Origin of the sequence: Acidithiobacillus sp. YTS05, assembly GCF_024396695.1 — a bacterium.
Lineage (GTDB): Bacteria > Pseudomonadota > Gammaproteobacteria > Acidithiobacillales > Acidithiobacillaceae > Igneacidithiobacillus > Igneacidithiobacillus copahuensis.
Map to the genome: position 1 here is coordinate 335,694 of NZ_CP094359.1, position 13,715 is coordinate 349,408.

Here is a 13,715-nt window from a genome sequence, read left to right on the forward strand (position 1 = left end):
ATGGCTAGACTGTGTATAAGTGATCCTTGATTCTTCCTTCAGTAATGGCCGAGAGAGGCCACCAGTCCCCAGAAAATCCATAATCCTACCCAGTTGTTGTGGAGAAAAGCACGAAAGGCTTTGTCGCGATCGCCGTCGAGAAGGCTCTGCTGGTAGAGAAACAGCACTGCTGCGCCGGTCAAGCTGAACCAGTACGGCCAGTGGAGCTGCAGCTCCAGACCGATGACCAACAGAATGGCAAGCATGGCCAGCTCGAAAGCCGCAATGGCAAGCCAGTCGAAGCGCCCAAACAAAACGGCGGTTGAACGAATCCCGGCGCGCAGGTCATCGGGCCGGTCGGCCATGGCATAGGCGGTATCGTACGCGATTACCCAACAGGCGTTGGCGAGCATGAGCCACCACGCCATGGCTGGTATATGGTTTTGCACTGCCGCAAAGGCCATGGGGATACCAAAGGAAAAAGCCAGGCCCAAAAAGGCTTGGGGTAGATGGGTGAAGCGTTTGAACAAGGGGTAGGCGGCGCTGATGGCAACGGCAACGATGGCCAGATAGAACACCAGGAGATTCAGCAACGGCAAAAGCGCAGCCGCCAAGAGGCACAACACAACAAATAGCAGCAACGCTTCCCGGGCGCGAATCTTGCCACTGGCCAGGGGGCGGCTACAGGTACGGGCGACCTGGCGATCGAAGTCGCGGTCGAAATAATCGTTGATGACGCAGCCTGCTGAGCGCATCAGCCAGGTTCCCAGGGTAAAGATGAGAAACAATTCCAGGGGGGGCGTGCCGCCGGTCGCCAGCCAGAGCCCCCAATAGGTCGGCCAGAGCAAGAGCAGGGTGCCGATGGGGCGATCGATGCGCATCAACGCCCCGTATGCCGCTAAACGGCTCCGCCAACGGCCGTTCATCGGCCCCGTCCACGCCAGCGCGGCAGGTCCGGTAGCAGGTGCTCTTCCACCCAAACCCGTCGCGCCCCACGCTGCAATATCGAGCTGCGTCGCCAACGCCGGCGTGGACCATAGACCGGATAGGCATCAATCTGGATGGGGCTGCGCCGTAAGCGCCGATGGCGGAACAAGGTATTGCCAATGGGACGGCTACCATGGCGGGTAAGGGGTTGCAGCCCCTGGCTAATAGCGCGCAAGGGAAAACTGGAGCGGGCCCAGATGGCAGGCTTTTGCGGGTCGGGGCCATGCAGCTCCACCTCTCGCCAGTAGACCCAAGCCGTTCGATTCAGGCCCAGGGCGCGACGTTCCTCGGGATGGGGGCGGGCACGACCACACTCGAGCACGCGCGCGCGCGGCCAATCTGCTGCCCCATAGGCACGACGCAAGGCCGCGGTGAGAGAGGCGGGAAGGCATAACCAAGGCCAGAGTGCCCAGGCGGCATGACGACGGTGGCGACGCGAAGGGATCATGGGCCGCCATGATCCGGCCTTTGCCGAAGGTGGTCAATCGCCGAAGTGAAAGCAATCGACTCGTGCCGGCGGCAGGTTTCGCCATACATAGCTGGCTCGCTGATGGGTAAATTTGCCGCTCAGACCCGTACAGGAGTGCAGGGGGTGATAGGTAAACTGGATGAAGGCGGTACCACGCCGGGCGCACTTGGGAAATTCCCCCAGAATGCGGCCGACGATCTTCGGTGGGATGGTGCGTAGGGGCAGACTGGAAACGATGGCGCGTACCGGCAGACGATCGCCAATCAGGGTGGCCAGTTCGGCAGCATCCCCATGAATGACCTCTACCCCAGGGAATTCCTGCCGCAGGTGTTGGACCATATTGGCGGAGCGTTCAATCAGTATGAGATCGGTTTTGGCGATGCCGCCCTCCAGTAGAGCGTGGGTCACTGGGCCGAGTCCCGGTCCAAGCTCGACTACTGCTCCCTCGCCGCTCGGTACCAGCCCAGCCATACGTCTGGCGAGAAAAGGTGAGCTGGGAAACAGCGCACCGATACCGCGGGGATCACGAAAAAATTCGCGGGTGAAGTGCCAGAATCCGGTATTTTTCTGCTGTGTGTTCATGCCAATAGCGTTTCCTGTCGAGGGTGGGTGCCTTGCTCCGGCGCCTGGGTATGCGGTATTTTCTCTTACAAGCCTAGCAGGAAGAAGGGAAGCGCGGCAGAGTAACTATACTTATTTCAACGAAAGTCTTTTGGGCCACCTGCCTCCGGAGTCGCCAATATGTCCGAAGCCCTCAGCAATTCACCGCGTTTCGTCAGCAATCTCACCAAGAATACCCTGGCCTTGGTATTGGCGGGGGGGCGTGGCAGCCGCCTGGGACCGCTGACGGATTGGCGTGCCAAACCTGCCGTACCGTTTGGTGGGAAGTTTCGCATCATCGATTTCTGCCTCTCCAACTGCATCAACTCCGGCATTCGCCGAGTAGGGGTGTTGACCCAATACAAGGCCCACAGTCTGATTCGCCATCTGCAGCTCGGCTGGGGCTTCCTGCGCGGCGAATTCAGCGAGTTCATCGAGATTCTTCCGGCGCAGCAGCGCATGAACACCGGCTGGTACAAGGGCACCGCCGATGCCATCTTTCAGAATATCGATATCTTGCGGGCGCATCGCCCCCGCTATGTGATGGTCCTCGCCGGTGACCACATCTACCGTATGGATTATGGTCAGATGCTGGCTGAACACGTGCAAAGTCAGGCGGATATGAGCGTGGCCTGTATCGAGGTGCCGCTGCAGGAGGCCCGCTCCTTCGGCGTCATGTCGGTAAACCATGAAGACCGCATCGTCGGTTTTACGGAAAAGCCGGAAAACCCGACCCCGCTGCCCGGCCACCCCGAAAAGGCGTTGGCCAGTATGGGTATCTATGTCTTCAACACCGACTTCCTCTATGAGCAGCTCATTCGCGATGCCGACGACCCACACTCCAGCCACGATTTTGGCAATGATCTGATCCCCTACATGATTTCCCGTTACCGGGTGATGGCGCATCGCTTCCGCCACAGTTGCGTGACCACCGGTTTGGGCGGCTCCGACAGTCATCGCTGCTACTGGCGCGATGTCGGTACCATCGATGCCTACTGGGCCGCCAATATCGATCTCGTGCATGTGACCCCGGATCTCGATCTCTACGATAGCCGCTGGCCGATCTGGACCTACCAGGAACAGCTGCCGCCGGCCAAGTTTGTCTTCGACGATGATGGTCGTCGCGGTGTGGCGCTCGACAGCATCGTTTCTGGCGGTTGCATCATCAGTGGTGCGACGGTGCGGCGTTCGCTACTGTTCTCCAACGTGCGAGTCAATGATGGTCACACCCTGATCGAGGATTCGGTCATTCTCCCCAATGTGCGGCTGGGTGAGGGCGCGCGGCTGCGCCGGGTGGTGGTGGACAAGGGTACGGTCATTCCGGCTGGCCTTGTCGTTGGAGAAGACCCGGAAGAGGATGCGCGGCGCTTTCATCGCACGCCCAACGGCGTGACCCTGATCACCCCCGAATCTCTCGGACAGCAGCTACACTTTGTGAGGTGACGGCATGACGCCAGCGCGCTCCCTGCATGTCGTCTTCTGCTGGCATATGCATCAGCCGGATTACCGCGACGCCCAGGGGACATATCGTTTCCCCTGGACCTATCTGCACGCCTGTAAGGACTACGTCGACATGGTCGCGCACCTGGAGGAGAATCCCCTGGCGCGGGTGGTATTCAACTTCGTGCCGGTGCTCCTCGAGCAACTCGACGACTATGCCGAGCAGTTTCGCACGCGCCAGTTTCGTGATCCGCTGCTGCGGGCTTTGGCTTCCCCCGACCTCAAGACCCTTGGCGTGGCAGACCGGCACATCATACTCGACCAGTGCTTTCGCCTGGACCCCGAGCACATGCTCAATCCCTTTCCCGCCTACCGGCGTCTCTACGATCTCTGGCAATTCATCCGGCAAGACGCCGCGGAGATGGGCGATTACCTTTCAGTGCAATACCTGGCAGATCTCCTGGTTTGGTATCACTTGGCCTGGACAGGCGAGACCCTGCGCCGAAAAAGTGCAACGATTCAGGATTTGATGGCCAAGGGCAGCGGCTTCACGGCCGCCGACCGCACAGCGCTGCTCGCCTGTCTGGGTGAGACTATTACTGGCCTGTTGCCGCGCTATCAGGCCCTGGCCGAGGCGGGCCGGATCGAGATTTCCACGACGCCGTACCAGCATCCGATCGCGCCCCTGCTGCTGGATTTTCAGACGGCGCGCGACGGCTTGCCGGATGCCGCTTTGCCGGAGAGTACGGAATACCCGGGTGGCAAAGAGCGAGTACAACGGCAATTGCGACGAGCGCTGGCAAGTCATCGCCAGCATTTTTCCGAGCCTCCCCGCGGAATCTGGCCGGCCGAAGGCGGGATTTCCGCAGAGTTCGTGGAGTTGCTGGGCGAAGAGGGGGTGCAGTGGACGGCTTCGGGGGAAGGTGTGCTCGGGCGCAGCCTGCATCAGTCCTTTACGGACCGTGCGCCCGCGCGGGGACGGGCGAAGTACCTGTACCGTGCCTATCGTTCCGCCGGTCAGGGACCGCATTTATTCTTCCGGGATGATTCGCTCTCGGATCGCATCGGCTTCGACTACAAGACCTGGTCCGGACATGATGCGGCGACGGACTTTGTACAACGTCTGGAGGCGATCTGGCGCGATACCGAAGATCAGCCGGCGCCAGTGGTTAGCGTCATTCTCGATGGCGAGAATGCCTGGGAATACTACCCGTACAATGGGTATTATTTTCTCAGCGAGCTCTACCGGCTCTTGAGTAACCACCCGCATATTCAGCTCTGTACCTTTGGTGATTATGTGCGCGATCATGGCGATGCCGCCCAAGACCTGCCCAAGCTCGCCGCGGGTAGCTGGGTCTATGGAAATTTCAGTACCTGGATTGGTGACCCGGGAAAGAATCGTGCCTGGGATCTGCTCTGCCATGTCAAGCTGGTAGTGGACCAGAAGATCGGCAATTTTTCCGCCGAGCGCCAGGAAGCGATTCGCCAACAGCTCTCCCGCTGTGAGGGATCGGACTGGTTCTGGTGGTTTGGCGACTATAACCCTGGTGATGCCGTACGGGACTTTGATGGCCTGTACCGCGATCACCTGCGGCAACTCTACGACTTGCTGGAGCAGTCAGCGCCAGCGGAACTCGATCAGGCCATCAGTCAGGGCGGCGGCAGCGCCGAGGCTGGTGGTACCATGCGCCGTGGCCACACCTGAGGAAAGCAAACGATGCCCGATGCCCTGCCCCTGCTGTTTGGAGTCCATGCCCACCAACCCATTGGTAATTTTCCCGAGGTCGTCGACGACGCGGTAGCACGTTGTTATCATCCGTTTTTGCAGGTGCTCGATCGCTATCCCGACTTTGTCTTTGCCTTTCACAGCAGTGGTTGGCTGTTGGGTTATCTGGCCGAACGCCATCCCCAGACCATGGAACTCCTGCGCAGCATGGTGGCGCGTGGGCAGGTGGAGCTGGTAGGAGCCGGCGACACCGAGCCGGTGCTCGCCGCCCTTCCCTACCTTGACCGTATCGAACAGCTGCAATCCATGAGTAACCGGCTGCAGGCAGAATTTGGCCAGCGCCCGGAAGGCGCCTGGCTGACGGAACGCGTCTGGGATCCCTCGGTGGTGCCGGCGCTGGTCGACTCCGCCATTCGCTATGTGGTGGTCGATGACTATCATTTTCTTTGCGCGGGGCTGGAAAGAGAGGATCTCGGCAGTTTCTATCGTACCGAGGAGAATGGCCAAGTTATCGATGTCTTTCCTATCTCCGAGGCGCTACGCTACCGGTTGCCCTTTTCCGAGGTGGCGGATGCCATTGCCTTTCTGCACGAGCAAGGCGCGCAACAGCCGGGTACTGCGGCCATCTATTTCGATGACATCGAAAAATTCGGACTCTGGCCGGAAACCTACAACTGGGTCTACGAACGCGGCTGGCTTGCACAGTTCATCGAGGGCGTGCTGGCCTCGGAGAGCATCGAAACGCAGCATTTTGCTGCCTACCGGAAGGCCCGGCGTCCGCGCGGCATGATCTACCTGCCGACGGTGTCCTACAGCGAAATGAACGAATGGACCCTGAGCCCTAATGTGGCGCGGGAATACGAACACTTCTTGCAGCAGGAGCGTGATGCGGGGCGTCTGGATGCGCGCAAGGCCCTCATCCGCGGGGGAATCTGGAAGGGCTTCCTGCATCGCTATCCCGAATCCAACTGGATGCACAAGCGCATGTTGCAGTTGTCTGCTCGTTTTCATGCCCTGCCCAAGCGACGCCAGACCGAGGCCCTGCGTGCTGATCTGCACGCGGCGCAGGCCAACGATGCGTATTGGCACGGGCTCTTTGGCGGTATTTATCTTCCGCATTTGCGGCGTGCCGTGCACCATCACCTGACGCGTCTCGAAGCAGGGCTCGACCAAGTGCGCAAACGGCCGGCGATGATCTGGGAAGATGTCGACCTCGATGGCCGCGAAGAGTGCTTCTATCATGATGCGCAGATGCAGATTGTGCTGCATCTGCCCTACGCCAGCATCCAAGAATGGAATCACTACCCGAGCGAGCATGATTTTGCCGATACCCTGGCACGCCACGACGAGGCCTACTACGACAAGATCCGTCAGGGGGAAAGCGCGGCAGAAGCGGAGAATGCTGGCGGCATTGCCTCGGCCCATGACCGGGTCAGTTTCAAAACGGCTATTCACGCGGACGATCTGCTTTTCGATGATCTCCCCTGTCAAAGCTTCGTCGATCGCTTGGGTGGTGAAGCGCTGCAATATCAAGCCATCGCCGGGGCGAAGACGCCGCGCTTCCTGGCCCAGCAGGAAGCCTGGGAACTCGAAAAATCCTTTGATCTGCGAAACGGTTGTCTATCCGTTCGCTACGCGGGCAAAGGGATACAGGCTGCCGCAACGACGTTCACTACGCGTATCTATCTGGCCATGCCGAGTTGTGATGGACCGGCAGGCTGCCTGTCTGTGGATGCCGCCGTGGTCGGGGGCTTCGCCGCGACGCTCTCCGGTAGCGCACGGGAATTTCGTCTCGATGACGCGGTGCTGGGGGGCAGTGTCGAGATTCAGCTTTCTGAGCAGACAGCCTGGCAGGCTTGGCCGCACCGGACGGTCTCGCAGTCCGAGGCCGGCTTTGAGAAGATCATGCAGGCTTGGGTGCTGGAGCTGACCTGGCCTGTCGTTGGCGAGGAGTTTTCTGCCTCCTTGCAAATTCAGGTGGAACGCAGATGAGTGCTTTGTATCTCGGGATAGATGTGGGCGGTACCAATGTACGCTTTGGCGTTTTTGACGGTGCGCAGTGTGTCGCCAGCTACCGCACGGAAATGAACCTGCGGGAACGTTGCGCCCAGGCCGGAGAGGTAGGTACGGCGCAGCAGCTGGTATTGGAGGCCCTTGCCAGTGGCTATCACCGCTTGCGTGAGCAATGCCCGCAGATCGACGGAGTGGGGGTTGCCTTTCCGGGTTTCGTGACCGCCGACGGGCTCTTGCGGCAGTCACCCAATATCCCACATCTCGAAAGTTTTGCTTTGGAAGCACGGCTCAGCGAGCAGTTGCAGGTGCCGGTATTGCTCGAAAACGATGCCAATGCGGCAGCCTTTGGCGAATTTTGGGCCTTGCGCCAGGACCATCCCGAAATGCAGTCCTTGATCTATGTCGGGCTGGGTACGGGAGTAGGGGGGGGCTGGATCCAGTCCGGGCGCCCGTGGCGCGGCGAAGATGGTGCGGCGATGGAGATTGGCCATCTCATCGTCGTGCCCGGTGGACGACGTTGCGGCTGCGGCAACCAGGGCTGCCTGGAACAATACGCCTCGGCGCAGGGGTTGGTGTCCAGTTATCTGGAATACACCGGCATGGCAGCCGATCCCAAGATCATCGCCCAGCTTGCACAGGATCAGAATCCTGGAGCATTGCGGGCGTTTCAAACCTTGGCGGAACATCTCGGCCAAGCCTTGGCGCATGTCGTCAAGGTGCTGGACTCTCGTCAGATTCGCGTGGGCGGGGGGCTCAGTGCGGCCTGGGATTGTTTCGGCGAAGAGCTGCGTCAGCAACTGCGCCGCAACATGATTCCGGCACTGCAAGACACCGTAGAGATCGCCGCCGGCAATGGCGATGATCAAGCCGGTATGCGTGGCGCGGCCCTGCTCGCCCGAGAAGTGCTGACCGCCTGATGCGGGTCGGGGTTTTCGACTCGGGCCTTGGCGGTCTGAGTACGTGGTTGGCCTGTACCCGCTATCTCGCGGAAGCGGAATATTTCTTTTTTGCGGATACCGCCAACGCACCCTATGGTGATCGTAGGGTGGCCGAGGTGCAGGCCTTTACGAAGGCGGCCTACCAGCGCTTTTTGCAACTCGATGTCGATGCCCTGGTGATCGCCTGCAACACCGCCACCAGTGCTGCCGCAGCACCACTGCGCCAATACGCGTCCATGCCCATCATCGGTATCGAGCCTGCCATCAAGGTGGCTCTGCAGGAAAGCAGCGGAGAGCTGCTGTTGTTGGCTACCGAGCTTACCGTGCGCGGCGCCAAGCTCGAAAAACTTCTCCGGGATTGTGATCCGGAACGCCGGGTACGGGCGCTGGCCTGCCCGGGCTGGATGGAAATTATCGAGGGACAACGCGTGGACTGGCGCGAGCGCGCCAGCGACTACTGGCAGGAAAAAATCGCCGCACAGCTTGGGGACACAACAGCGCTGGTTCTCGGTTGTACCCATTACTGTTGGCTGCGTGAGGAAATCTCTGTGTGGACTGGCGGAAGCGCCATCTTTGATGGCAATGATGGTGTGGCGCGGCAGCTCTACCGTCTTTTGCATCGCTGCGAGCCGCCGCCACCGGCGGCCCCCCGTGAGCCGCTGACCCTGCACTTTAGCGCTTCGGCGGATGCTGAACAGAAAATGGTTGCTGCCCAAAGGCTCCTGCAGGGCGCGGGAGTACGCGCCCGAATCCTGCCTTTTTAGTTGAGGGTAATACCGTCCTTGCCGAGGCTGACGTTATACTTCTTGGCTTGCGCTTCACCCTGGGCGTAGGAGAGCTTGGCCAACTCCTCCGCGTGCTGCGCCTTGGCAACCGCCTCATCATACTTGCCGGCCTTTTCTGCGGCTTCTGCCTCCTTGAGGAATTTCGGGGTATCCAACCATTGGTAGTGGATGCTCTCGGCCTTGGCCATGGCGGCCTGGGCAGCACTGATCGCCTTTTGGGCGTCACTGGCATTGGCGGCAAAGGCGAGACTGCTGCAGAGCAGGGTGGCACAGGCAAGGGTGCTGACAAGCAACGGCTTCATGATCTACTCCTCTCTAGTGAAATCTTGCATTGCGTCAAGCAAAAAATGTTCCGTTTCTTTACTCCGCGAGTATGTGTGCTGACGATACCGGCACTGCCCCGATTGGACCGCTCTCTACTGGCTCAGAAGTCCCGAAAGAGCCATTCATGCCGTCGCCAGCAGCATGAAAAGGGCATGGATGAGCAGCCCGAGCAGCAGTCCCACCACCGTCCCGTTGATACGGATGTATTGCAGATCGCTGCCGATACCCTCTTCCAGGACGCGGATCATGTCGGCCATTGGCCAGGCGCGGATGGTGTCCTCAATGTGCTTGGTGAAGCTTTCCTGCACCGTGGGGAGCAGGCGGCGCGCGCTCTCTTCCACGTAGCCGTCGATCGCCTGGCGCAACTGCGGCTGGGTATCCAGCAGCTCGCCAAACCAACCCGCGCCCCGGCGCAAGAGCTGACGGCTGCGGGACCGGGGCGCCTGCAGGTCCTGCAAGAGCCATTGTTGCAGATCGTTTACCACGCGGCTTACGTAGTCGCGCGCCGCCGGGTGCGCGAGCAGCCCTTCCTGCCAGCGGCGGATGCGTGCCTGTAGCCTTGGATCCTGTTGCAGGCGCAGGAGACTTTCCTGGAGCCAGCGGTCGAAGGCCTGGCGCTTGGGGTGCTCGGGGTCCTGATGGATCTCGCTCAGGGTCTCCTGCGCCGCGCGAACCAGATTGCGGGCCAGATTGCGACTCAGATTGGCGGGGTCGACGACCGCTCCGAGCCAGGAAAACAACGTGGGATAGGCGCGTTGCAGTAGTCTCTCGATTTGTTCCGCCAATTCTTCTTGTACGCTTTCCTGCGTGAGCCAGTCATCGAGGCGGGCGATGGCGTCGCTGAGTAAGGCCTGGTGGCGGCCATCTTCCGTCAGGAGTTGCAGGAGCTGCGCCGTCCAGCGCGACAGATCCAGTTGCCGTAGTTGCTCCCCCAGACTCTTGGCGAGGCTTTGTCGCAAGGGCTCCAATTGCGCCAGTTGCAGGGCGCGATAGACGAGTTGTTGCACCTGTTCGGCAAAAAGCGCCCGATTTTTAGCTTGACGTAGCCAGGAGGCCAGGCCACTCGCTAGAGAATAGCGTTGGACGAGACGTAAGATGGCGTCTTCCTGCAGAAAGTGCTCGCGGATGAATTCTGCCAGGCGCCGCGCCAGCTGGTCGCGGCGGCGCGGCAGGATGGCGGTGTGCGGGAAGGGTATCCCCAGAGGATGGCGGAACAATGCCACCACCGCGAACCAGTCGGCGAGGGCGCCGACCATAGCCGCCTCGCTGGCCGCGAGCAACCAGGCGTAGCCTCCCTGCCCATTCTCCAAAGCGGCCCAGACAAAAAGGGCAAAGGCGAGCAGGAGAAGGGCGAGTGCCGCGCGACGATTCCGACGCAGACGATTGCTGGGAGTTGGGCTTTGCATGCGCCAAGCATAGCACTGTCCTCTCTTGCCCGGGCATTGGTCTTTCTGTCATTGTGCGCGGGAGCAGACAGGAGCAGGAAATGGAAACGGAATTGCAGCTGGAAAGCAACTTTGCTGAACAATTGGCAGGGCTCTACAGCGAATGGCAGGCTGCGCCTGTCCCCAACCCCAAGCTCCTGCTCTTGAACGAGGGCCTGGCCGCACAATTGGGTCTGTCGGTGGCGGCATTGCGCAGTGATGGCGCGGCACTCTTCTCCGGACAACGCCTGGCTTCCGGCAGCCGCCCCGTTGCCCAGGCCTACGCCGGGCACCAATTTGGGGTTTTCAACCCGCAACTTGGCGATGGCCGCGCGTTGTTGCTCGGCGAAATCCGTGATCCCCAGGGGAAACTCTGGGACCTGCACCTGAAGGGCTCCGGGCGTACCCCCTTCTCCCGCGGGGGAGATGGCAAGGCCGCTCTTGGGCCGATGCTGCGCGAGTACGTCATCGGCGAAGCCCTGCATGCCTTGGGTATTCCGAGCACGCGCGCGCTGGGGGTCGTTGCCACCGGCGAAACGGTGCAGCGCGAACAGCCACTGCCGGGGGCGATCCTGGCGCGGGTGGCATCCAGCCATCTGCGCGTGGGCACCTTTCAGTTTGTTGCCGTGCGCGAGCAGGAGGACCTGCTGCGTCGCCTGGCGGATTATGCGATTGCGCGTCACTATCCTGAGCTCGCCGAGTTGTGCGGAGGTGAGCGCTATCTCGCCTTTGTCGATGCGGTGATGCAGCGGCAGGCAAGACTCATCGCGCAATGGATGGGGGTGGGCTTTATCCATGGCGTCATGAATACCGACAACATGAGTATCGCCGGCGAGAGCATCGACTTTGGGCCTTGTGCATTCCTGGATGCCTATGATCCGGGGACGGTCTTCAGCTCCATCGATCAGAACGGCCGCTATGCCTATGGCGAGCAGCCACGCATTGGCCAGTGGAATCTGGTGCGGCTGGCAGAATGCTTGGTACCCCTGGTGGCTGATGATGTCGACCAGGCCATCGCCCGCCTCACAGAGACCCTGCAGCGTTTCCCGCAGCTCTACCAGCAGGCGTGGCGGGAAGTCTTTGCACGAAAACTCGGGATCCCTGACGTGCGCGCGGAAGACGGCGCGCTGATGGAAGACTTCCTGCTGCTGCTGGACCAGGAGCACGCCGATTTCACCCTCGCCTTCCGCAGTCTGGCGGCAGATTTGCAGGACATGGACCCAGCGCAGCGAGAGCGCCTAGGTATTCCCGCGATCCCCGAGAGCTGGGCCTCCTGGCGGGCACGCTGGCACGCGCGCCTGGGGGATGCGCGGCCCGCCGGCGCCGTAGCCGCTGCCATGGATGCGGTCAATCCGCTCTATATCCCGCGTAACCACCAAGTAGAAATCACCCTCGCCGCGGCCAGTCAGAGCAATGACTCGCGTCTCCTGGAAAAACTCCTGACCGTCCTTGCCGATCCCTACACCGCCCGCCTCGAGTACCTCCCCTATAGCGAGCCAATGCCCGGCAGCTTCGGGCCGTATCGCACCTTTTGTGGAACCTGACTATCCCCCTCGGTTTGCGGTACCCAACTTCTTGCAGTGCTGGCAAAACAATTGCCATCGTGAACCGTCCCGCGGCCGCCTTGCCAGCCCCCCATCCCCCTCGTATCATGGCGTTTTAGAAGGAAGTCTTGGAAGCGAACTTGCGGCATCTCTACATCAAAACCTTTGGCTGCCAGATGAACGAGTATGACTCGGAGCGCATGGCCGAGCTGCTGGCGCGTAGTCACGGCATGGAGCTCGTCGAGACTCCGGAGGAAGCCGATCTGCTCATTCTCAATACCTGCTCTATCCGCGAAAAGGCGGAGGACAAGGTCTACACTCAACTTGGCTTCTGGCGTCCGCTGAAAGAACGAGATCCCCAGCCGCTGATCGCCGTCGGTGGCTGCGTCGCCAGTCAGGAAGGTGAGCGCCTGCGCCGCCGTGCGCCCTTTGTCGATATCGTCTTTGGGCCGCAGACCCTGCATCGCCTGCCGGATCTGCTCGACGCACGACTGGCGGAGCGGCAGCCTCAGCTCGATCTGAGCTTTCCCGAGCTGGAAAAATTCGACCGCCTGCCGGAGCGACCGGGGCGGCAGGGGGCGACCGCCTTTGTGACAGTCCAGGAAGGCTGCGACAAATTTTGCACATTCTGTGTGGTCCCACATACCCGCGGGCGCGAATACAGCCGGCCGCTGCCGGAGATCGTGCGTGAGGTGCGGCAGTTGCTCGATCAGGGAGTTGCCGAAATCACCCTGCTCGGGCAAAACGTCAATGCCTATCGTGCACCTTCTGGATTGATCGGTGATGCCGATTTTGCCGATCTCCTGCGTCGTCTGGCGCTCTTGCCGGGGCTACAGCGCCTGCGCTATACCACCTCACACCCCAACAACCTGGGCGAGCGCCTCATTGCCGCGCACCGGGATCTACCGGTTCTGGCGCCGCATCTGCATCTGCCGGTACAGAGCGGTTCCGATCGTATCCTGCGGCGCATGCACCGCAAGCATAGTATCGCGGAGTATCTCGAGAAGGTGGCGGCCCTGCGCGAGGCGCGCCCGGAGATCCGTTTTTCCTCAGATTTCATCGTTGGCTTCCCGGGAGAGACCGATGCCGACTTTCAGGCGACGATGGATCTCATCGACCAGGTGCGCTTCGACCAGTCCTTTTCCTTCAAATACAGCCCCCGTCCCAATACCCCGGCCCTGAAGCTGAAAGACAGCGTTCCTGAGCCGGTCAAGGAGGAGCGCCTCGCCATCCTGCAAACGCGCATCAATCAGCTGGCACAGGACTACAGCCGCGCCCTGGTGGGCAGCACCCAGAATGTCCTGGTGACCGGCCCGTCGCGGCGTGACCCCAACGAGTGGACCGGCAAGACCGGTTGCAACCGCTCGGTCAATTTTGCCGGGCCCAAGGGGCTGGCGGGGCAGATGCTGGCGGTGGAGATCACCGAAGCCCTGCCCAACAGTCTGCGTGGGCGTTTGACGGCTATGCGTGCGGCCTCCTGAGACGC

At 61.0% G+C, this 13,715-nt stretch carries 12 protein-coding genes; 7 read left to right on the forward strand and 5 right to left on the reverse strand.

What is annotated here, in order from left to right; translation table 11 throughout:
- Positions 1-38: 38 nt before the first annotated feature.
- Genes ubiA through MQE22_RS01530 form a run of 3 tightly spaced genes read right to left on the reverse strand, consistent with a single transcriptional unit; the run spans position 39 to position 2,017 of the window.
- Positions 39-905 (reverse strand): 4-hydroxybenzoate octaprenyltransferase, encoded by an 867-nt coding sequence (gene ubiA / locus MQE22_RS01520; protein ID WP_215871205.1) that lies wholly within the window; start codon positions 903-905, stop codon positions 39-41.
- Complete coding sequence (locus MQE22_RS01525) at positions 902-1,414, reverse strand: chorismate--pyruvate lyase family protein (RefSeq protein WP_215871204.1); 513 nt, start codon at positions 1,412-1,414, stop codon at positions 902-904. Before MQE22_RS01525 ends, ubiA begins: the two co-directional genes overlap by 4 nt.
- Before the next feature lie 33 nt (positions 1,415-1,447).
- Positions 1,448-2,017 (reverse strand): class I SAM-dependent methyltransferase, encoded by a 570-nt coding sequence (locus tag MQE22_RS01530; protein ID WP_215871203.1) that lies wholly within the window; start codon positions 2,015-2,017, stop codon positions 1,448-1,450.
- A gap of 159 nt (positions 2,018-2,176) precedes the next feature.
- Here MQE22_RS01530 and glgC point away from each other — a divergent pair, with 159 nt between their 5' ends.
- The 5 genes from glgC to murI are packed head-to-tail and all read left to right on the forward strand — an operon-like array spanning position 2,177 to position 8,916.
- Positions 2,177-3,478 (forward strand): glucose-1-phosphate adenylyltransferase, encoded by a 1,302-nt coding sequence (glgC, locus tag MQE22_RS01535; protein WP_215871202.1) that lies wholly within the window; start codon positions 2,177-2,179, stop codon positions 3,476-3,478.
- 4 nt (positions 3,479-3,482) lie between these two features.
- Entirely contained in the window at positions 3,483-5,180 is a 1,698-nt protein-coding gene (locus tag MQE22_RS01540) for a glycoside hydrolase family 57 protein (RefSeq protein ID WP_215871201.1), read from the forward strand.
- A 12-nt stretch (positions 5,181-5,192) separates the two neighbouring features.
- Entirely contained in the window at positions 5,193-7,193 is a 2,001-nt protein-coding gene (locus tag MQE22_RS01545; protein WP_215871200.1) for an alpha-amylase/4-alpha-glucanotransferase domain-containing protein, read from the forward strand.
- On the forward strand, positions 7,190-8,131 hold the full coding sequence (locus tag MQE22_RS01550; RefSeq protein ID WP_215871199.1) for an ROK family protein: 942 nt from the start codon (positions 7,190-7,192) through the stop codon (positions 8,129-8,131). The genes MQE22_RS01545 and MQE22_RS01550 overlap by 4 nt, the downstream gene beginning before the upstream one ends.
- The gene (gene murI / locus MQE22_RS01555) at positions 8,131-8,916 is read left to right on the forward strand and encodes a glutamate racemase (RefSeq protein WP_215871198.1); all 786 of its coding nucleotides are present in this window, start codon (positions 8,131-8,133) and stop codon (positions 8,914-8,916) included. Before MQE22_RS01550 ends, murI begins: the two co-directional genes overlap by 1 nt.
- On the opposite strand, the gene MQE22_RS01560 is transcribed toward murI, so the two are convergent.
- Together MQE22_RS01560 and MQE22_RS01565 are read right to left on the reverse strand one after the other, a co-directional pair.
- Positions 8,913-9,239, reverse strand: coding sequence for a hypothetical protein (locus tag MQE22_RS01560; protein WP_215871197.1), 327 nt, complete (start codon positions 9,237-9,239; stop codon positions 8,913-8,915). The genes murI and MQE22_RS01560 overlap by 4 nt on opposite strands.
- A gap of 144 nt (positions 9,240-9,383) precedes the next feature.
- Positions 9,384-10,667 carry a DUF445 domain-containing protein gene (locus MQE22_RS01565; protein WP_215871196.1) on the reverse strand — a complete coding sequence of 428 codons (1,284 nt, stop codon included), beginning with the start codon at positions 10,665-10,667 and terminating at the stop codon, positions 9,384-9,386.
- An 80-nt stretch (positions 10,668-10,747) separates the two neighbouring features.
- On the opposite strand from MQE22_RS01565, the gene MQE22_RS01570 reads away from it, so the two are divergent.
- Positions 10,748-12,229: a protein adenylyltransferase SelO gene (locus tag MQE22_RS01570; protein WP_215871195.1), complete on the forward strand. Its 1,482-nt coding sequence runs from the start codon at positions 10,748-10,750 to the stop codon at positions 12,227-12,229.
- A gap of 140 nt (positions 12,230-12,369) precedes the next feature.
- Complete coding sequence (gene miaB / locus MQE22_RS01575) at positions 12,370-13,710, forward strand: tRNA (N6-isopentenyl adenosine(37)-C2)-methylthiotransferase MiaB (RefSeq protein ID WP_215871216.1); 1,341 nt, start codon at positions 12,370-12,372, stop codon at positions 13,708-13,710.
- Positions 13,711-13,715 lie beyond the last annotated feature (5 nt).

Excerpts from the sequence above, each read along its gene's own strand:
- ubiA (WP_215871205.1), bottom strand. The coding sequence starts at position 905 with ATGAACGGCCGTTGGCGGAGCCGTTTAGCGGCATACGGGGCGTTGATG.
- MQE22_RS01525 (WP_215871204.1), bottom strand. The coding sequence starts at position 1,414 with ATGATCCCTTCGCGTCGCCACCGTCGTCATGCCGCCTGGGCACTCTGG.
- MQE22_RS01530 (WP_215871203.1), bottom strand. The coding sequence starts at position 2,017 with ATGAACACACAGCAGAAAAATACCGGATTCTGGCACTTCACCCGCGAA.
- glgC (WP_215871202.1), top strand. The coding sequence starts at position 2,177 with ATGTCCGAAGCCCTCAGCAATTCACCGCGTTTCGTCAGCAATCTCACC.
- MQE22_RS01540 (WP_215871201.1), top strand. The coding sequence starts at position 3,483 with ATGACGCCAGCGCGCTCCCTGCATGTCGTCTTCTGCTGGCATATGCAT.
- MQE22_RS01545 (WP_215871200.1), top strand. The coding sequence starts at position 5,193 with ATGCCCGATGCCCTGCCCCTGCTGTTTGGAGTCCATGCCCACCAACCC.
- MQE22_RS01550 (WP_215871199.1), top strand. The coding sequence starts at position 7,190 with ATGAGTGCTTTGTATCTCGGGATAGATGTGGGCGGTACCAATGTACGC.
- murI (WP_215871198.1), top strand. The coding sequence starts at position 8,131 with ATGCGGGTCGGGGTTTTCGACTCGGGCCTTGGCGGTCTGAGTACGTGG.
- MQE22_RS01560 (WP_215871197.1), bottom strand. The coding sequence starts at position 9,239 with ATGAAGCCGTTGCTTGTCAGCACCCTTGCCTGTGCCACCCTGCTCTGC.
- MQE22_RS01565 (WP_215871196.1), bottom strand. The coding sequence starts at position 10,667 with ATGCAAAGCCCAACTCCCAGCAATCGTCTGCGTCGGAATCGTCGCGCG.
- MQE22_RS01570 (WP_215871195.1), top strand. The coding sequence starts at position 10,748 with ATGGAAACGGAATTGCAGCTGGAAAGCAACTTTGCTGAACAATTGGCA.